Below are 18,676 nucleotides of genomic sequence, written 5' to 3' on the forward strand. Positions count from 1 at the left end.
CAGGCAATCCCACAGGTGCGCCTACACCCGTACTTGTAGTGACAGCACCTGCTGCTGCAACACCACCTGCCAACAAGAGCGTCTGGTCCCCGGCGTCGTCCAGGCCTCTCCCAAAATCACGAAGACCATTGAAGAAGCTCCGCGCGGCTTGATTACATCCCTGCCCACTTTGCGGCAACTAAGCAGTTGCCTCACATGCAGCCGTATTTTATATCTTTACCTTCTATAATCACTTTACCGCGCGCGGGATACCCTCCGGTGTAGTAGCAGCCTCTAGCTCTATATCTCTTGCCATCAATGGTCCAAGAGACAAAGAAGCTTCCTTCGCCGTGCAAGTGCTCTGAAAAACTCAATATCTCACCAGGACCCGCGGCTCCCATCTCCCAAGACGTTTTTCTATCACTTATTACAACATCGGTGATCGGCTCACGCCCGCCGTTTATTACCTCAAAAGTACTGTAATAGTCCCTGCATGCACCAATGAGCATCGCAAAAGCGACCAAGACGATCAGGGTGATGCTCTTCATTCGATAATGTCCAAGCAGCCGTTCTTGATCGCGATCGATGCCAGATCTGCGGTAGGAACTCCTCTCCAACGCGGGTCTGTTGTCATCGCAGCTGCGACAGCGTTGTTATACGTATCCATTTGCCTAGATCGAACATCACGCTGACTCGTTAGCGGATAATTGGCTTCGTGAGCATTCCCAAATGCTAATGCCCGATCAGGCCCAAGCAATCTTGTCATTGCGGAGATCCAGTAAAAATGACGAAAAGCATCCCTGACAGTGCCATCCGTGCCAACATCTGGATAAGCTGCTGCCGAAGCGGCGCGAGCTTGATCGCGCGCTACAAGCGCTGGGTACACGCCTAGAGGATCACGTACGGCTGCACCGTGTTCGCCGACGCTTCCAACAGGCCGACTGGCGGGAACGGCTGGGCAAACATTTTGCGGCGATTTTCGCGTAGCTCATTCGTCGAATGTATACTCACCACAATGGGGACAGGGGTCAATCACGAACGGCCAGTAAAAGCCATTTGCATCTTGCGAGATTGGGCCATGCCCGCATTTGCGGCGCTTAAGAGCGCGACTAGCGGCAAAAATAAGAGCGGCAATGCAAAGGATAATCCAAGAGATCGACAATATGTCAGTTTTCCCCATCGGAAAAATAATCGTCATAAAAAATAGAGTTGCCGCGTATATTGAAACGCTATAGAGACCTTTTCCAATTGTCATTGTCGCCTCACACACTGAGGGTCGAGATTTGTGACACCTCCTGAACCGACAGTTACGCTACCGCCCGGCGCTTGAGGCCCGAATGTCACGTTCACCCCCTGAAATCCTTCGCCATTAACTACCACTCCGATATCAACAACGATAAAGTTTGCTTCGAACTCTGTGAATGGCCCAATCAGAGACTGCTGACCCCCGGGGTAGTATCCAACTTCAATACCTGCCCCAATGTTGACTCCGGCACCACCGGCAGCATTTCCGTAAAGCTCCGTATCCAGCCAATTATCGACGGCAAATCCTCCGCCAAGACTACCTCCTCCGATCGGAGTGACGTAATCCAATGCCCCGCCAACAGTTACAACGCCACTTGCAGGACACGGCCTTTCCTTTTGCGGCAAGTGAGGAACCCGACGCCAAGGATCGTAGCTCGCTGCGTTTTCCCCGACGCACCAGCGTCTTGCAGGCGCCAGCGGCTGAGACGGCGATGGGGGACGGGCCTCAGACCCCCAGAGGCGGTTTTCCGGCGCGCGGGAGCCGTCGCCAGGATGCGGCGCGGCTTGATCGCAAGGGCGTGCCCGGTGGTCATGGGAGCAGGGATAGCGCGCAGGCGCTCGATGCGCCAGCTTTGGGAGGTCAGTCTTCCTCAGCCGCCTCTTCGTCGAGTCGGGCGAGCAGCGCGGCGCGAGCATCGCCGGCATCGTCGGCCGAGCTGCCGGCGCGTCCGCGCTTACCGATCGGCCGCCCCGGATGGGTGGCGGTGTGGATCTGTTTGAGCATGCGGATGCTGACCTGGGTATAGATCTGGGTGGTGGAGAGTTCGGCATGGCCGAGCATGGCCTGGATGAACCGGATCTCGGCCCCGCCTTCGAGCATCAGCGTCGCCATGGTGTGGCGCAAGAGGTGGCACGAGCCGGTCTTGCCGATATCGGCGGCGGCGACGTAATTGCGCACGAGCTGAGTCATGCGGTTGGCCGCGAACGCCTCGCCCGCCGTGGTCAGGAACAGCGTGCCGTCATCGTCCCCGAACGCGAAGTCGGGCCGCACGTCCTCACGGTATTTGTCGATCCACTGGAGCGCCCGCGCGCCGATCGGGATCATCCGGTCCTTGCGACCCTTGCCTTGGCGCACCAGCAGCGTGCCCCGGTCGGAGTCGATATCGGTCAGGCCCAGGTTCACCAGCTCCATGCGGCGGATGCCGGTCGAGTAGAACGTCTCCAGGATCGCCCGGTCGCGCAGGCCGATCGGCGTGCCGGTGTCAGGCTGCGCGAGGACCAGCTCGGCCTCGCGGGCGGAGAGCACATGGCGCGGCAGGCGCTTTTCCATGCGCGGCAGGTCCAGCTCGCTCGCCGGATTGTAGAGGATGTGATTGCCGCGCGCGAGCCACTTGAACAGCGCCTTGATCGGAGTGGTGCGCACATGCTGGCTGCGGGTCGATAAGGGCTCGCCATTGGGCTTGCGATAGAGGAACAGGTGGCGCTGATAGCGCTCCAGGATCGGCTTGGTGATCTCCTGCGGGCGGGTCAGTCCGCGCTCCGCGCACCAGGCGATGAACGGCCTGACCGGTGATTGCGCCGGTCCGTCCAATGCCGGTTTCCAGCCCCTCGATCGCATGGAGCGGGCCGCAACCTCAGGCGGAACCGGGCGCAAAAGCAGCCTCCCTCCCGCCGCATCGATCGCCAGCCAGCGCAAATCGTCAGGCACAGGCGCAAGGCGGGGGCAGTTGGGAGATTTCACCCGCTGTTACAGCACTTTGCAACCCGACGACTTGCACACGATTGGCACATCCAAATCGCGATTTGCCCGCAAATCGGTCGATGCACTCCCGCAAAATGGCAATCAACCCGCTGATCTTGCACCATTCTCCATGCGGCAGGCGCTGCGTCCGGTGTGCTCGCCAGATTCCACAATGCACGATGCCGATCCGGTGAAGATGCCGGGGCGTTCAAGGAGGGACATTCATATCATTCGCAATAACGAATGTTTGGTCATGGACGGATTGCTCTTACCTAGAAGAGCTCCGAGTATCGCCAAGCGATTCTCCGTCCTCATCGAAAGTAAGAAAGCTTCCGATAGCCCACGTGCAAGCGGCATAATCGATCAAAAAAATCACGGTAATTGCAAAGCTAGAGTATTCCCTTAACCGCTCTCCAACTGCCAAGATCATGACCAAGTGGACTATAGCGATAATCACAAGTCCAAAGTGCAATCTCCGCCTCGGCTCACCATCATGCAAAGTATGCCATAAGAAGATTAAAACGCCTTGTACGCAGTATGTCAGATAGCCCCAGTGGAAGTCGCGCAGAACGCCGACGAGGATGGCTAATGGAAGCGCTGCCGCCATTACCCAAACTACTGCCGTCAAACGCTTCTCCATCCACCTGTTGATGGTGTTCATTGTGCGTTGCTGCGGCAATCGCGGTATTGCTCGTAGCCCTTTCTCACATCGTTGATTGCACCACCGATTGCCAGAAACATTCCTACGCCCGGCACCGCGCGCGCAAAACGTCTCCCAAGCGATGTTCCAGGTTGTGCCCCGACACGGGCTGCTTCTGGGCTCGCAGCAGAAAGGCCATATGCAAGCGTCGATGAGCCCGCGCCAACGGCGTCAGTTTGAATTGCGCTGTTTACCAAGCCGCCAGAACTAGTTGCCAGACCAACTAGCGCTTTTCCAGCTGTGCCGAGCGGCGTAGCCGATACCGCGGCACTCCCGGCGTTCAGGGCAAAGCTCACGCCGTTGTCCTTTACCGCACCCAACAGACAGGCACCAACCGAGTCCTCCTCCTTTTGCGGCAAGGGTGGGTCATGGATTCTCACGCTTCTCCGAAAGTCGCCATACGCGTCTGATCGAATACGCAAGGTAGCCCAAAGTTGAGACCGTAAAGATTATCGCGACCAAAAGGCGATTGTCATTCATAATGATGCCATAGGAAAATGACATCGATGATATCAATCCTATTGCTACTTCTATTAGAGAAAACCTCCAAAACTTTTTTCTTATGCGCCTCTGCATTAACGAGAGAAGGATGAGGGCGTTCGCCCAGAAAGTGAACTTCAGCGCGATAAAAACTAGCGCTGTCACGCCAATGAGGGCTGCAAGGCTGTCCATTACCGAACCCTACAAGCCGCAGCCTCGGCGCCATTTGAAGCAACAAGCCCGACTCCCTCGCCGATAACGTCAGAAGCTCCTCTGCTCGTTCCAGCACCAATCCGGACGGCTATCCGTGAGCCCACGCTTGCTCCGCCTCCTACTAAAGCACCAATCCCCGAAGCGATGGCCCCTTGAGTATCTCCCTGATAGAGCTTGATACCTGCACTGATAACACTGGCTCCTGCCGATGCTACTCTGGCGCCCGCTGCAACACCAGCGGCAGATATCCCACCTACGACCGTCGGCGCAGTCGCGACGGCGACACCTGCGGCACCAACCGCCACAACGTCCGCTCCAAGCGCGAAGCCATCTAAGACAGCTGTAGCGGAACCTAAGTACGAAGTGAGGTCGCTATCGCACGGAACAGGATCATTTTGCGGCCGCGGCCTTGGCACAGAACGCGAACCACCACCGCCAGCCAATGGATTGTGTCCAGGCCAAGGGGTTGTGCGTACAACTATCTCTGCTACGCAATCGAAAAGGGGCTCGATCCAAACATTAATTACTTTAGAGACTGTACTACCATCCGGGAGCAAGTAGTACTCCCTGAGGGTGGATTCCCTTATTACGCATGCAAGGCCGGTGGGGTCAATTCGATTAACCGGATCATTGCCAACATAGCCGTAGATATTAGGACCATCGGCATAACCGATGGGATCGGTCTGCAGGAACCTGCCCAGCTCGGGCGCGTACATCCGGGCCTTGTAATAGTAGATATCGAGGTCTTCGAGCCACGCCTGGCCGGTATATTGGAACCGCCCGATATTCCCCGCCCCGGGATTACCCCAGGCGTCATAGCTGTTGGCAGAGAGCAGCGTGCCGTCGCTGTCGGTCACCGCCGTGATCGACCCCAGCCGATCGGGCATCAGGTTGCGCATATAGGATAGCGAGACCCCCGAGCCTTCATACCAGGCGATCGGCGCGTCCACCCGGCCCGGATCGAACACATAGCGCCGCAGGATCGCGCCCGAGCCGTCATATTCCATGATCAGCCGGTCGCCATCGTAGAGATATTCGGTCGCGCTGCCCGATACCGAGGGGTCGGCGCTTTCCCACAGCCGCCCAAGCGGATCATAGGACAGGCTCGCGCTGTGGCTGCCCGAGGCGCTCGTCAGCCGGTTCTGCACGTCATAGCCATAGGTCGTGCCGCCGTCGCTCGTGAGATTGCCGTTCCCGTCATAGCTGAACGCAGTCCCGGCGACACTCGAATATTGATTGAGGCCGTTGGCCACATAGCCCTGGCTGCCGTTGTCGTAGCCGGTGAACGCATAGGCGTCGTTGCTGCGATCCTGTGACATCACCTGGTTCGCCGGATTGTAGGCGAAGGTCGTCGTCAGGTCCGAGGCCGTGCCCGACAGATCGAACTCCAGGCTCGCAAGGCGCGAGACATCGTCATAGCCATAGACCAGATCCGCGTCGCCACGCCGCTCCTCCAGTGTCCGGCGGCCGAGATCGTCATAGCTGATGTCCGAAAGCACATTGCCGCCGCGCTTGATGCGCGTGACCCGGCTCAACACGTCATATTCATAGGCGACGAAGGCACTGTCGGGATAGGTCAGCTGCGTGCGGTTGCCCGCCGCATCATATTGATAGCTCAAGGTGCGCGCCGTGCCGCTCATGTCATTGCTCGTCGCGGTCACGCGCCCGAGCGCATCCCAGTCATGGCTGATGCCCGTGCCGGTGGTGGAGCCGTGGCGCGCGTACAACAGCCGCCCGAGCAGATCGTAACCGTAATAATCGTCCGGCCCGGGAATATTCTTCCGGTAAAGGCGGTTCAGGTCATCATAATAGAAATAGATGTTCTGAGCCGCGCGCGTACGCAGCTGCACGATATTGCCGTTGGCGTCATAGTCATAACGAATGTGATCACTGCTCGAACTGGTGCCCGCCCCCTGGGTCGTGTCGGGGAAATAGACACGCGAGAGCCGGTCGACGCCATCATAGCTATAGCTGGTCTTGTTGCCCTCGCCATCGGTAAGCGATTCGATTTGTCCATTGTCGGTATAGGTGAGCGCCTGAACGACCGCGGCAACGCCGGTGTCATAGCCCGAGATCGTTTCGAGCGCGCGGCCATTATCGTCATATTCGGTCCTGGTGATACGATCGGGCCCGAAGCTGCCACCCGTATTCGCTTCGCACGCATCGGTCTGCGATCCCCAGGCGGCGGCGTTCATGCGCAACGCGGTACATTCGAGCCGTCCACGGCTGTCATAGCCATATTGGACGAGCTGATAGGTCGTGCCATCGGCGCTCACCGCATCCTGGGTCTTGCGCGCGGTCGCGGCGTCATAGGTTGACGTGGCTTGCTGGAGCGAGACGAAGTTGCTCCAATCGGTGTCGCTCGTCCCCGTAACGGTGCCGAGCTCGGTTTCCGTACGCTGGCCGTCATCATTATAGTGCATCCGCAGCGCCTGCCGAACCAGCGGCCCCGCGCCGTCGGGATCGGGCGCGATGACGCCCAGCAGCTGGCGGCCCAGATCATAGCGATAGCTGGTCGTATCGGCGGTGCCCGACAGCGGACCATCGACGCTGGCGATATTGCCGACCGCGTCATAGGACGGCTTGACCGTCGAGGAGACACTGGCATCGCCCGCGCGACTTTCCATCTCGGTCAGCAGGATATTGCTCGCGGTCGAGGCCGAACCCGATTGATAGGTGAACTCGGTCACGCTTTCATCCGCGCTTCCCGTACAGCTCGATCCCGAAGCACAGGCCGACACCCGCTCGAGCCGCACCACGGGCGTTGGCGCCTGCACCAGCGTTCCTGAGGCATTGCGATACCATGCATAATGGCTGCCATAGGTGTAGCGGGTCTGGGGCCGCGTTCCGCCCGATGCTGCTGCCGGTCGCGTAACCGTCAGTACGCCGCCGTGACTGCTGTTATAGGTGTAGTCGGTGACATTGCCGAGCGGATCGGTGGTGGAGACCGGCTTGTTGCAGACCACTGCGCTCGCCGTCGCGCATTGATCGGTATAGGTCGTGCTGCTCGCCGGGTAGCTGCTCTGAAAGACGATATCCGAAAGGGTCGAACCCGATTTGGGCGATACGGTTATTTCGGTCACATTGCCGCGACTGTCATAGTCATAGCTGACCGAGTTGCCTTCCGGCGCGGTTACCGTTTCCAGAAGGCGCGTCGTTGCGTCATAGCTGTAGCCGGTCTCATTGCCGAGCGCGTCCTCGTCGGAAATGATCTGCATATAATCGAGGTCGGTCGTGACGATCCGCTTCTCGTCGCCGGAAGCGTTGACGGTGGTCGTCCTCTCATTGGTGCCGGTGTCATCGGCATAATCGTAGGTCGTCGTAACGCCGTTGCGTACCACCGAATCCACCATGCCATTGCCGTCATAGCTGATGGTAACATTATCGGTGCTGGCGCCGGGACGTTTGATGCCGGTCAGCCGCCCCGAAGTGAAGCTGTAGGTCGTTTCGTTGCCCAGGCTGTCGGTGAACGATTCAACGCCGGACATCGAGAGCGACGGCCAGCTCTGCGAATAAGTGCAATAGAGTGAATCGGGATCGCAGCCATCGACGGTCGTATTGACCAGCGTCACCTTCGAGACGTCGAACCAGGCATTCGAATCCTCCAGGGAATCGGGAGGGATGACTTCGTTGAACGTCATCCGCATCTGATAGCCGCGATTCGATTCCACGGAGATCAAGCGACCTATGGTGACATAGGTCTGGCAGTCGCCGGGCCACCCTTTGAGGCAAGTGGACGCGACCTGATAATGGTAGGTCAGCTTCTCGCCATTTGGCCGGGTGAGCGTCTGGATGGAACTTCCGTTGGTAATATACATGGTACGCGTCGCGACTTGCGCGAAGGTCGCAACTGTTCCGTCAGCTCTGGTGTAGACACCATTTTCCAAGGTCGAGCCGGTATGCTGATCGGAGAGATATTCGCCGCTTACCGCATCCAGGCTGAACGTTTCGGTTGCTCCGCCGATACTGACGGTAACCGGACCTCCCGGCGAATAGATGACACCACTGGTGGAATCCCGAAATTGTCGGTCGGACGTCACGCTTCGGCTGAAGACCAGCGCCGGGTCGTCCGCAGGCCCGATCGAGACGGAATGCGACGGCGCGATCAACACGCCGCGGGTCAGATCAACGCCGTTCGCATCGATGGTCTGACGGATCGGGGGCAAGGGCGGCGGCTCATATTCCTGCGCTTTGGCGATTGCCGGCAGCGCAACGGATGCAATCAGGCACAAGCGGATCGAATGTCGCGCGGCAGCGCGGCCGAAAACGGAAAATGAATGCATGGTTGCCCCCCCAAACCAGATCAGAACATCGGCTCAGCAAGCCGAACGGAACAGGGTCATGGAGGGGAGGTCGCGCCCGTAACGGTGACGTTCACGCGATTGTTCGCGTCGTCATAGCTGTAATTGGCAACCATATTGTTGTTGACCGAGCCGCTATGCTCGACCTCGATCAGCCGACCACGCGCGTCATATGTGAAGTTGGATGTGTCATTGCCGAAGGTTTCGCTACTGTTCGCAAGCGAAATGCCCAGACCGCCGACAAGAGAGAAAGCGCCAAATATCGCGAGCTTGACTTTGAACATCGCAAATTCCCCATTTGCCGACGAATCAAACTCTCGCGACTGTGACCGATCGAGCAGCGCAGTTCAAGGAACAAGGCGGGATTTTTTGAAAGCCGACGATCATATAGCCGCGGCGAAATAGTAAGACATGAAAGATTGTCCCGATCGCATCGCTTACGGGTACCTTGGCCTATGCATGGTTCGGTGCAGGTGGAGCGGCGAATCTCCAAGCCCTGCGCGATGGGTTCCAAGGGAGAGCGAAATCTCCTTTGGTCATGGCGGGTGTCGGGAGGAGCAGGAACGCTCTTTCTGACAAGCGATCAATCGGCGATAGGATTGAATGGCGCGGAGTTGCCCCTGATCTGATGAGGGTTCAGCCGAAGATCATGGGTGCAGCGGAGCGCCAACGGCCGGAGGGGATGCAACGGGGAACGCGCCAGCGGGTGCTCCTTGCCAAGATGCATGGTATTACCATGCACATCTTGCAGTCAGCCTAACAGGCACATCTCGCAGTCAGCCTAACAGGCACATCTCGCAGTCAGCCTAACAGGCACATCTCGCAGTCAGCCTAACAGGCACATCTCGCAGTCAGCCTAACAGGCACATCTCGCAGTCAGCCTAACAGGCACATCTCGCATTCAGCTTGAGTGATCTGCACAAAGGCCTCTAACCACAACGAGCGCACTTACAATTATTCTCCCGATCCCATATTGCGTCTCTTGCACAGCTTCATGAACACGTGAAGGAAGGTCAATGGTATTATCGGGATGGCGATTCACTCTTATTCACTTGTTTGGCAAGTTCATAAAGCTATTTTCGAAGACCCTATATCATCGCCTTCGTTCATTTAAGTGGATTTCGGTGATAAGTAACGCTGATTCGATGCCGGATGACCTTCTTCTTTCAGTGACGGACCTGTATCTTTTGGAAGTCCAATCGGCGTTTCAGCACTTTCGTGAAGTCGATCCGAAATTCGGCTCTAAATTGGCCCAAATCAAAGCGCATATGCATACGTTGCGCGCGAGCCGCCTAAGCTATCCCGAAGGGCGTCGCGAAGCGATTGCTGCGATTGGAATTCTAAATCAGGAGAAGGTTAATATTCTCAAACGAGGTGACGAGCAGGATAGGGCGAACTTTGTTGGAATGTATGCGATGTCGAAATTATCCACGCTCTCATCGAAATATGATGGCGATGAACTAGAGGATCTAGCTTCGACTATAGTAGAAATAGATAAAGTGGTCAAAGGAATATCTGGCGATAGTGATCCACTTAACCTATTTCCGATATATTTTGTCCAATTGCTGACATTGGCCGCTCTTGGTGAGCGAGTCCCGACGCAGATGGAAGCGTCAGTTTATCGCCAAGCCGTTATCGTCGCCCAGAAAGCACTCAATACGTTCAACGTCTTTCCCGGCTTTGCAAAGAACCGACCTCTTTTTATTGAGCAGCGAGAAAGGACCGTCCTTCTAATGGGAGATGCCTTGCTGCGTCTTGACGAAAGGTTGGAACAAAGCAACCTCCTCACGGGGGAGGAAAGAGCCAATATTCTTCGCGAGGCGCTAGAAATATACAACCGTCACATTGAAAGTATGACCGAACAGGGTGGTGCCCGTAGGAGGGTTCTAATTCGAGATCGTGCGAAGGTCCTTTTCGCGCTCGCTCGCAGTAAGGGTTCGGACAATCGCCGTTCACTTGTGGATCAAGCAATTCAGGATATGGAGTACGTGCTTCATCACCGGCAGAATGCCGGGGAATGGGGAGCGGTTGTATCTGACGCCCATGACATAGTGCGTATGTCATGCGCGTTAAGGGATTGGGCTAAAGCAGGAGATACAGGACTTCGCTATTTGTCAGCTGCGAGAGAATCGTATTTTCTGAACAGAGGTGTCGTTACGGAACGAGCGTTTGCCTCCAGCGTAGGCCGTCTCGCCGATCTAACTGCCTTTGCTTGCCTTATGCGTAGTGATGCCGAAGCGGCTTTCACCGCAGTTTCCGGTGGCAGGTCGATAAGACGAGGCTCTGAAAACGATTGGCTGGGCCGTTTGGAAGCTGTCTCAAGGGACGAGGCTAAGCGCCTATTAGATCGCTACCGCAAGGCGGAGGAACTGCACGACTATCTAGAGCGTGAAGCGCGCTTCGGCACTGCCGATCACCTGAGCTCACTACGCGCCGGCAAGAGTGAGGTGGCTTGGAAGCGCCTAGTTGATGCTTATGACGCGCTAGTTCGACATCTGCGTACGAGTGGTGTTTCAATGAATTACCAGGGGTATGAACCCCAGCAGATAGCCTCCCAGATTATGCGAGATGTTGCGGCCGCTGTTGTATTTGGGATTTGTGAATTCGGTGCATTTACGATTGTTGTCCGGCCCGCAGATACTGGGCACAAGTTTTCCTCTGTTTGCGTGAAAGGTCTTTCATTTCAAGAATGGGCGCATCTCCTTGGTGAGGAGACCGACGGGTGGACAAAATGCTACACCAACTTCGTCAGCACCATCAACGACTCGAAAGGGCATCCCTCTGCAGAGCCAGCCGCGCGTTTCAATTCGACCATTGACGCTACGGAGCGGGCTATCAATGAACATTTTCTCTCACATGTAGCCACACACTTAGAAAAGTGCGAGATTGTCGAGGGCAAGAGAGTTCGTGTTCTGGCACCAGGATTTATGACCCTCGTTCCGGTGCATCTTGGACATCTTACAGAGTATGGCGCTTCGTGGCCGACGTGCTTCTCTAGCATGGCTCGCTTGCCCATGTCTCGTGAGAAGGCGACATGTGCGAATAGCGTTCTGGTGGTGGCTAACCCCACCGGTGATTTGCTTGAGCCTGATTGGGGTGCGCTTGTTGACGGGAGAGATGGGATTGACGTGTTACGCGGACCAGTAACGTCTGCGACAATGCTATCAAGGATAGAAGGCTATTCGGTAGCTATTTTCTACTGTCACGCTAAATGGAATCGCGAGGGTATTGATCAATCGGGACTCATTCTGGGGAACGGCACTCTCTGGTCTGCAGCAGATATTCGTAGCACAGTCGCTGTGAGAGATGTTCATGTCATTCTCACATGCTGTGAAAGTGGCCTTTCCGACCCGGGCGACTTCGCCTATGAAGGAAGAGGCCTAGCAGAGGCTTTTCTAGACGCAGGAGCCGCCAGCGTAATTGCGACGCATTGGCCGATCTACACGGCAACGGCTATCGCGCTTCTGGAGCGCCTTTTTGCTCTGCCCAGCTTCGACGATTTCGACCCGATCGCCTTTGTAGAAAGCTTCAGAAAAGCCGAGGGCGCTTCCGGCCGCCATATTGCGACGGCGGGAGTCGGCAGCGCGTTTCCAACTGTACCAATCGAGAATTTGAGCGATGAGGCTAAGGAGAGTGGCAAGGCTTCTAATTTCGAATTATTGTCATCCATGCCATTACACCGAGATGCGTTCAGCGTGTTCATGTAGTCAGCTTTTCCCGAACTCATATGGCTCGCCGCCCGCCGCAGGAACGAGGGTGCTGCTGACATAATCGGCCATAAATTCGTCCTGTGAGATGCCACGTTGGGCCGCAACGAAAAGCTCCGCCATTAGGATACGGGTATGCGTTTCGAATTTACTATTCAGGTCCCATGCCTGATTCAGGGACTGGTCATCAAGCGCCTCCTTTGAGGGGCGCGGCAGATAGGCCGATGGCACCCTACCATCACGGTCCTTCACGAACGGATTGAAACCTGCGATTGCAGACCGCCACTTTCGTTGAATTTCTGCCGGATCACCAATCTGATCTGCGCCGCACATTCGCATGACAACTTCGTCGCTTATGCCAAATCCCACCGGCTTAGCCGCTGGATACAAAAGCGCGAGACCGTGATAATACTCGGAAATTGCGCAAATATGTGCGACGGATTTTCCGGTGTTCGGATCTACAGCATTTGGGTTAGCGCCCTCGGAAAGGGCTTTGAGCATTCGAACCTCATGCCATTCAAGTGCCGCTGCGATCAATTCCCTATCTAATTCTATTTGTTTTGCAACTCCAGATTCCATGCCATATTTTGAAAGTACACTTTCAATCTCCTCAATATCTATGTCATCGTTATGCTGACCATAGGATGAAGATGCCCGCATAACATTCAATAGAATATTACTATTTTCTATAATAGTTATCAAGTCTTTTGTTATTTTATTACTAAGTATATTATTGCTCTGGTTAAAACCGGTAAGCTTTAATGAAAGCGGCAGCGCTTTGCCGGTGCGAGTTATTCTTTTCAGCGCCGCAGGTAACTGGCCTTTCTGATCCTGAGAGACGGGAGCGAACGCGATGCTGGCAAGGTCGCCGCCCTCGGGAACTACCAGGCCTATCCATGATCGAGCAGTAGACGCCCTTCCTGCGGTCACGCGGTTCCTGAATGCTTCGCGATCCTCATCCTTCCCACGGGAGAAGGAGATTTCGTGCAGTTCAGCAAATGGGCTCGTAGCTGCCCGATCTGGTAGCTTGAGATAGCGCAGGCACGCGCCACTATTGCGATCTCGAAAACGAACGAACTGGGCATGGTTGAGCCCATTCAGGAAAGCGCCGATCTGGGGGAGAAGGTTGTGGCTGATGCGATCCATCTGCCCATATGCGGATGTACCGCCACCGAGGTCGTACTCAGTCAAATATCCCTCAGCGAGAAGGAAGTCGGAGATAGCGTCTAGTCGTGCGCGCTGAGGAATGCTCTCGCCTGATACAAACCGTCTGATACTTTCCTCGGTAATGGTCTGACCAGAATCCCATTTGTCACTTGTTCGATCGAGGTCAACGTTCTTCCAAGATAGTTTTACGTGAGGAGCATCGAGCATTGCTATGACCAACTCCTTGACGGTCACCTGCTCGTTTTTCAGCCATTGACGCATCCGATATCGGAGCGTCTCAAGTGGGGCGGAACTGCGCAATTTTCGTCTATCCCATGCGTTCAATGGCCTTGTACGCCTTGTGAGCGGACTGTCACCAGTATCTCGCAGAGAAACTCGCATGTCTGCACGAGGTTTGCGCGAGGATGCGCATCTTTCGCACCGCTCTAGGACGTTCTCACGGCTCAATCGCCGTGGGAGCAAGTCGCGCGGCTCTCTCTCCAACAATTTGGAGAAAGAGAATGGATGAGTATCTGAGGTATGGATTCTATGTAGAAGCCATCATTCCCGTCGTCACCGACGAAGACATAAACGACTCGGATAATTTGCGGGATGTACGTAATTATGCAGCGAGTCTGGATGTCGGCTTTCGTAGCTGGCACGCATTTATCACTGAATTTTACCGGGATATTCCGGCGATTTTCGAAAAGGATGGGGAAGAGGTTTTCTTGAATATGGATGTGTTTGAAACCCCCTGTATCGATTACTGGTTCAGGGATTTCTGCACGCACGTTCCTGAAAACGTAACGCCCCGTTTGCGAAAGGAGGCCCGGCAACGAGTCTTGGTACTCGCTTCGCTTCTCAAAGCTCATAAGGTGCTGGAGCGGAGAAAATAGGTGTGAGCGGGGTCGGAGAAATCCGGCCCCGTTTTCTGTTTGTGGGGGGAAGCCTATGCGGCTTCCCTGATTTCTCTGGCCAAGCGATCGCTGGCGGTCTGGTGGTGGGCGGGGTCAAGCTCGATACCGATCCAATCGCGTGCGCCGCGATCAGTCGCCACGAGCGATGAACCGGAGCCGCAGAACGGGTCGAGGACGAGCCCGCCCTCGGGGCACAGGCTGGTGATCAACGTGACGTGCTCCCCTGAAATGTGACCGATTTTGAGTAGAGTCCGACACGAAGGAGTCGGACGGAATGAAGCGCAGCAGGTTCAGCGAAGAGCAGATCATCGCGATCTTGAAGGAGCAGGAGGCGGGGATGGCGACGGCGGACGTGTGCCGCCGCCATGGGATCAGTTCAGCCACGTTCTATAAATGGAAGTCGAAGTTCGGCGGGCTGGAGGTTTCCGAGGCGCGCCGTCTGCGGGCGCTCGAGGACGAGAACGCCAGGCTCAAGAAGCTGTTGGCCGAGGCGATGCTCGACAACGTGGTGCTGAAGGATCTGGCGTCAAAAAAATGGTGACGCCCGGCGCCAGGCGGGAAGCCGTCGCCCATGCCCGTGAGCATTACGGGCTGAGCGAGCGTCGGGCGTGCAAGCTGGTTGGCGTGAGCCGACGGGTGATCCGGTATCGATCGTTGCGGCCGGACGACGGCCCGCTGCGGCAGCGGTTGCGCGAACTGGCGGCGGAGCGTCGTCGGTTCGGCTATCGCCGCCTGGGCTATCTGCTGGCGCGGGAAGGCATGAAACCTAACCACAAGAAGCTGCTGCGGATATATCGCGAGGAAAACCTTCGCGTCCGTCGCCGTGGCGGCCGCAAGCGTGCCCTGGGCACCAGGGCGCCGATACTGCTGCCGGATGGGCCGAACCAGCGATGGAGCCTCGACTTCGTCTCGGACAGCTTCGCCTGCAGCCGGCGCTTCCGCATCCTGTGTGTGGTCGACGACTACACGCGCGAGTGTCTGGCGTTGGTCGCCGACACGTCGCTGTCAGGCGTGCGCGTAGCACGCGAGCTGACCCGACTGATCGGACTGCGCGGCAAGCCGCATACGGTGGTCAGCGACAACGGGACGGAACTGACCTCGTCGGCCATCCTGCGCTGGTCGCAGGAGCGGCGGGTCGAATGGCACTACATCGCGCCTGGCAAGCCGATGCAGAACGGCTTCGTCGAGAGCTTCAACGGGCGCCTGCGCGACGAATGCCTCAATGAGACGCTGTTCACCTCGCTGGCCCACGCCCGGTTCGTGCTCGACGCCTGGCGGCATGACTACAATCACGTCAGGCCACACTCGAAACTGGGCGGCAAGACCCCCGCCGAGATCGCCGGCCAACGTGTCTGGGGGCATGCCCCCAGACACGTTGCCATCCCCTCAATCAACCATCATGAAGGAGCCGGACTCTACCTCTGAATGGTAACACTCAGGGGAGCACGTCAAACGGCGTAAGCGCACTGACGGGCTTTTCGGTCGGGTGCAGGCGGTTGCCGGAATATTCGAAATCGATCACGTCGGGAATGGGCCATACGGGTCTTGCCGGGCGGCCCTTGGCGAGTAAGAAGGCGTTTTCATGATAATGGCGCAGATAGCGTGTTGAAGACGCAAATCGCTTGCGGAACACGATATGCCCGACGACGCGAAAGCCCGCCTCACGCCATGCGGCCGAGAAGTCGGCAATCGCATTCCAGCCGTAGAAGCTGACGCAAAAGCTACCCGGCTTTAACAACCGATGCATCTGGGCATAGGCTGGCCGCGTCCAGTCAAGGCGATCGTCGTTCAAGATCGTCCGTCCGTCTCGTGATCTGTAGCCGACCCCATAGGGCGGGTCTGTAAGAATGAAGTCCACCGAGTTGGGCGGAAGCCCGGCCATCACATCCACGCAATCGCCATGGATGATCCGGTTGCGCGGTGCGGCTTCCGACACCACGCTTGAGGGAGTGGCAGGGGCGCTCATGCGAGCGCTCCCTGATTTTCGGCTTCCTTTGACGAGATTTCCCGCATGACGATGCGACCCGTCACCGGAATAGCTTCGAATTTGAGGGTGAAGCCCTTACCGTCGCGGTTCGCCCATGCGGCAGCAACGGGCGTCCAGATCGCGTCATCGCCATTTCCATTCACGGCGTAAATGCGGTGCGTGGGGCGGTTGTTTTCGGTTTGTGTAGTCATGATTTCCTCCTTTGTTGGGGCCGCGCCAATGCGGCTTTTCATGGGGAGGAATGAGAGCGGGGCCTTGAGCAGTCGGGGCACACCTCGCGTGGAACACGCGCCGATCAGGGGCGGAGCCTGCACAAGCGATAGCGCGGAAGCGAGCCAGGTTGCCCTTCGGGTGCGGGACCGGTTCACGATCCCATAGCTAGAAAAGCCCGAGGATGTCGCGGCCTCGGAAGGTGGAGAATTGCCACTCGCTATCAACGAAATAACCGCTAGCGCTTTTGCACCGACAAATTGAATGAAGAGATACAATCCGGGCTTCTGGACGATTGCAATCTCAGCGCATGGCACCAGTAGGAGCGCGGACATTGCGTTTCACCCAAAATGGATGAATAGCAATCGGCGCATCTCCATATGATGCGGGTAAAGAGCGCCAAAGGGGTCGACATGGAAGATCAGAACGAGCTTCACGAAACGCTGGTATCGCTGACGGCGGACGTTGTGGCTGCGCATGTATCGAACAATAGCGTTGCGGTGTCCGACCTTCCGCTGCTTATCCAGAATGTCCACGGCGCGTTGGCTGGCTTGAGCGAACAACCTTCGGAACCGGAAGTGAAGCAGGAACCCGCCGTTTCTATTCGCGCCTCGGTGAAGCCCGATTACATCGTGTGCCTTGAGGACGGGAAGAAGCTCAAGATGCTCAAACGGCACCTGATGACCCACTATCAGATGACCCCCGAGCAATACCGCGCCAAGTGGAATCTCGCGGCGGATTACCCGATGGTCGCGCCGAACTATGCCGAGCAGCGGCGGACGCTGGCGAAGAAGATCGGCCTCGGGACCAAGCGCGGCAAGCGTAAGGGCTAACGGCTCGCCAATTTGGTGGACAGCGCGGCGATGGTTTCTCTCGTCGCGCGCAGCGAGGTTTCGGCGTTTTCCAGCTCGGCCATGAGGTCGATCAGGAGGTCGAGAACGGCATCGTCTGTATCAGTGTGCGGTATGGCGGGCTCCTTTCATCAATGAACCGCGACCACGCCGCGCCACATCATGTGCGCGAAGGCGCGTTCTTCTTGGCCGACGGCATCGACATAGATCGCGGTGGTCGTGCTGGCGCTGTGGCCCAGCCAGCGCTGGATAAGGTTCTGCGGCACGCCGCACGCGGCGGCATGAATTCCGAAACCGTGACGCAAGCCCTTACAGGTCGCCATCGGCCCGTCTACGCCCGCACGGTCCATCACGGCCTTGATGTGCCGCCATGCGGTGACGCGATGCAGCGGCCAGAGACACGCATCTGAATGCCCCGCGTGAGGGAGCATCAGCCCGACATCATGCGGAACGGGGACCGAGCGAAACAGCGTCTTGCGCCGCTTGAGCGTCCGGAACATCACCCGCCCGAGGGTGGGTTCGAAATGATGCCGCTGCAACGCCAGCGCCTCGGATATCCGGCATCCGGTATAGGTCAGAAGATAGCACAAGGCGCGGATATCGTCGGCCTCATGGTCGGCGGCGCGCAAGAACCGCTCGCGCTCGTCGGCGCTCAGATATTTACGCCGCCCCTTGGGGTCGAAAACCTGCCAGTCACTGGCAATTCTCCTGTTCATGGCCGCGCGCCTCCTTCCTGCAACAGACTCCACAAGTCTGTTGCGATGAACCGTTGTCTTTTTCCTTGTTTTGTGCGCTGTACGTGACAGGTCGCGAAACCATCAGAATGGAGATGGCATTGCTAAGTCAATGAATCTCCTAGGTTTGTATGCAACATTTTTGTGGATAATGTTGCGCGCTGGCATCTTCCGAACAGGTTTTCGGAAGGGGCAGGCATGGCGAAGCATTCAATCGAAGTGAACAAGGAAATCGCCGGAGTGGCCGCCGTGGCGGCGGCCATCGGTTGCGCTGTGGCCGATGCGGAGTTCGGCTTTTTCAGCAATCCGCTCGTCACGGGACTTGTAGCGGGCGTGGTCGGCTTCGGCATTGCCTACAGCGATGCCAAGGCGGCGGGCGGGGTCATCCTCATTTCCGCCTTCCTGTTCCTGATCTCCGTATTCGGGGGGTGATCGCCATGCGAACGCCTCTGCACCTCGCCGCGC

Annotated in this window: 15 protein-coding genes and 1 pseudogene; 6 read left to right on the forward strand and 10 right to left on the reverse strand. The window is 57.1% G+C overall.

Annotation, left to right across the window (positions count from 1 at the left end):
* Positions 1-191: 191 nt before the first annotated feature.
* The 3 genes and pseudogenes from G5C33_RS06345 to xerC all read right to left on the reverse strand — a co-directional run bounded on the left by G5C33_RS06345 (position 192) and on the right by xerC (position 2,815).
* Entirely contained in the window at positions 192-527 is a 336-nt protein-coding gene (locus G5C33_RS06345; protein ID WP_165326443.1) for a hypothetical protein, read from the reverse strand.
* A pseudogene (locus G5C33_RS19535) lies at positions 524-874 on the reverse strand (DUF6973 domain-containing protein); the annotation flags it as partial. The pseudogene G5C33_RS19535 and the gene G5C33_RS06345, both read right to left, overlap by 4 nt.
* A 990-nt stretch (positions 875-1,864) precedes the next feature.
* Positions 1,865-2,815, reverse strand: coding sequence for a site-specific tyrosine recombinase XerC (xerC, locus tag G5C33_RS06350; protein WP_266095915.1), 951 nt, complete (start codon positions 2,813-2,815; stop codon positions 1,865-1,867).
* Between xerC and G5C33_RS06355 the strand changes: the two genes are divergently transcribed.
* Positions 2,778-3,371, forward strand: coding sequence for a hypothetical protein (locus G5C33_RS06355; protein WP_165325325.1), 594 nt, complete (start codon positions 2,778-2,780; stop codon positions 3,369-3,371). The genes xerC and G5C33_RS06355 overlap by 38 nt on opposite strands.
* A gap of 965 nt (positions 3,372-4,336) precedes the next feature.
* Here G5C33_RS06355 and G5C33_RS06360 read toward each other — a convergent pair.
* Both G5C33_RS06360 and G5C33_RS06365 read right to left on the reverse strand, forming a co-directional pair.
* Complete coding sequence (locus G5C33_RS06360) at positions 4,337-8,641, reverse strand: RHS repeat domain-containing protein (RefSeq protein WP_165326444.1); 4,305 nt, start codon at positions 8,639-8,641, stop codon at positions 4,337-4,339.
* Between the two features lie 56 nt (positions 8,642-8,697).
* Entirely contained in the window at positions 8,698-8,943 is a 246-nt protein-coding gene (locus G5C33_RS06365; protein ID WP_165326445.1) for an RHS repeat protein, read from the reverse strand.
* A gap of 732 nt (positions 8,944-9,675) precedes the next feature.
* On the opposite strand from G5C33_RS06365, the gene G5C33_RS06370 reads away from it, so the two are divergent.
* A complete protein-coding gene (locus G5C33_RS06370; protein WP_165326446.1) occupies positions 9,676-12,366 on the forward strand; it encodes a CHAT domain-containing protein in 2,691 nt (896 codons plus the stop codon).
* Here the strand turns inward: G5C33_RS06370 and G5C33_RS06375 are convergent, their stop codons facing one another.
* Entirely contained in the window at positions 12,367-13,794 is a 1,428-nt protein-coding gene (locus G5C33_RS06375) for a hypothetical protein (protein ID WP_165326447.1), read from the reverse strand.
* 239 nt (positions 13,795-14,033) lie between these two features.
* Here G5C33_RS06375 and G5C33_RS06380 point away from each other — a divergent pair, with 239 nt between their 5' ends.
* Entirely contained in the window at positions 14,034-14,408 is a 375-nt protein-coding gene (locus tag G5C33_RS06380) for a hypothetical protein (RefSeq protein WP_165326448.1), read from the forward strand.
* A 53-nt stretch (positions 14,409-14,461) separates the two neighbouring features.
* Here the strand turns inward: G5C33_RS06380 and G5C33_RS06385 are convergent, their stop codons facing one another.
* Positions 14,462-14,638 (reverse strand): DNA methyltransferase, encoded by a 177-nt coding sequence (locus G5C33_RS06385; RefSeq protein WP_206518641.1) that lies wholly within the window; start codon positions 14,636-14,638, stop codon positions 14,462-14,464.
* A gap of 65 nt (positions 14,639-14,703) precedes the next feature.
* Here G5C33_RS06385 and G5C33_RS06390 point away from each other — a divergent pair.
* A protein-coding gene (locus tag G5C33_RS06390; protein WP_165325588.1) for an IS3 family transposase occupies positions 14,704-15,854 on the forward strand; the annotation gives its coding sequence in 2 pieces (ribosomal slippage) (positions 14,704-14,956 and positions 14,956-15,854; 1,152 coding nt in all).
* A gap of 10 nt (positions 15,855-15,864) precedes the next feature.
* On the opposite strand, the gene G5C33_RS06395 is transcribed toward G5C33_RS06390, so the two are convergent.
* Both G5C33_RS06395 and G5C33_RS06400 read right to left on the reverse strand, forming a co-directional pair.
* Positions 15,865-16,395 carry a DNA methyltransferase gene (locus G5C33_RS06395; RefSeq protein WP_165326449.1) on the reverse strand — a complete coding sequence of 177 codons (531 nt, stop codon included), beginning with the start codon at positions 16,393-16,395 and terminating at the stop codon, positions 15,865-15,867.
* Entirely contained in the window at positions 16,392-16,607 is a 216-nt protein-coding gene (locus G5C33_RS06400; RefSeq protein ID WP_165326450.1) for a hypothetical protein, read from the reverse strand. The genes G5C33_RS06395 and G5C33_RS06400 overlap by 4 nt, the downstream gene beginning before the upstream one ends.
* 432 nt (positions 16,608-17,039) lie before the next feature.
* On the opposite strand from G5C33_RS06400, the gene G5C33_RS06405 reads away from it, so the two are divergent.
* On the forward strand, positions 17,040-17,459 hold the full coding sequence (locus G5C33_RS06405; RefSeq protein ID WP_165326451.1) for a MucR family transcriptional regulator: 420 nt from the start codon (positions 17,040-17,042) through the stop codon (positions 17,457-17,459).
* A 149-nt stretch (positions 17,460-17,608) separates the two neighbouring features.
* On the opposite strand, the gene G5C33_RS06410 is transcribed toward G5C33_RS06405, so the two are convergent.
* Complete coding sequence (locus tag G5C33_RS06410; RefSeq protein ID WP_165326452.1) at positions 17,609-18,193, reverse strand: tyrosine-type recombinase/integrase; 585 nt, start codon at positions 18,191-18,193, stop codon at positions 17,609-17,611.
* A gap of 216 nt (positions 18,194-18,409) precedes the next feature.
* Between G5C33_RS06410 and G5C33_RS06415 the strand changes: the two genes are divergently transcribed.
* Positions 18,410-18,643: a hypothetical protein gene (locus G5C33_RS06415; RefSeq protein ID WP_165326453.1), complete on the forward strand. Its 234-nt coding sequence runs from the start codon at positions 18,410-18,412 to the stop codon at positions 18,641-18,643.
* Positions 18,644-18,676 lie beyond the last annotated feature (33 nt).

The organism is Sphingosinithalassobacter tenebrarum (assembly GCF_011057975.1).
Taxonomy (GTDB): Bacteria; Pseudomonadota; Alphaproteobacteria; order Sphingomonadales; family Sphingomonadaceae; genus Sphingomonas; species Sphingomonas tenebrarum.

Excerpts from the sequence above, each read along its gene's own strand:
- G5C33_RS06400 (WP_165326450.1), bottom strand. The coding sequence starts at position 16,607 with ATGACTACACAAACCGAAAACAACCGCCCCACGCACCGCATTTACGCC.
- G5C33_RS06395 (WP_165326449.1), bottom strand. The coding sequence starts at position 16,395 with ATGAGCGCCCCTGCCACTCCCTCAAGCGTGGTGTCGGAAGCCGCACCG.
- G5C33_RS06410 (WP_165326452.1), bottom strand. The coding sequence starts at position 18,193 with ATGAACAGGAGAATTGCCAGTGACTGGCAGGTTTTCGACCCCAAGGGG.
- G5C33_RS06405 (WP_165326451.1), top strand. The coding sequence starts at position 17,040 with ATGGAAGATCAGAACGAGCTTCACGAAACGCTGGTATCGCTGACGGCG.
- G5C33_RS06365 (WP_165326445.1), bottom strand. The coding sequence starts at position 8,943 with ATGTTCAAAGTCAAGCTCGCGATATTTGGCGCTTTCTCTCTTGTCGGC.
- G5C33_RS06345 (WP_165326443.1), bottom strand. The coding sequence starts at position 527 with ATGAAGAGCATCACCCTGATCGTCTTGGTCGCTTTTGCGATGCTCATT.
- G5C33_RS06355 (WP_165325325.1), top strand. The coding sequence starts at position 2,778 with ATGAACGGCCTGACCGGTGATTGCGCCGGTCCGTCCAATGCCGGTTTC.
- G5C33_RS06380 (WP_165326448.1), top strand. The coding sequence starts at position 14,034 with ATGGATGAGTATCTGAGGTATGGATTCTATGTAGAAGCCATCATTCCC.
- G5C33_RS06360 (WP_165326444.1), bottom strand. The coding sequence starts at position 8,641 with ATGCATTCATTTTCCGTTTTCGGCCGCGCTGCCGCGCGACATTCGATC.
- G5C33_RS06375 (WP_165326447.1), bottom strand. The coding sequence starts at position 13,794 with ATGCGTCAATGGCTGAAAAACGAGCAGGTGACCGTCAAGGAGTTGGTC.
- G5C33_RS06370 (WP_165326446.1), top strand. The coding sequence starts at position 9,676 with ATGGTATTATCGGGATGGCGATTCACTCTTATTCACTTGTTTGGCAAG.
- G5C33_RS06415 (WP_165326453.1), top strand. The coding sequence starts at position 18,410 with ATGGCGAAGCATTCAATCGAAGTGAACAAGGAAATCGCCGGAGTGGCC.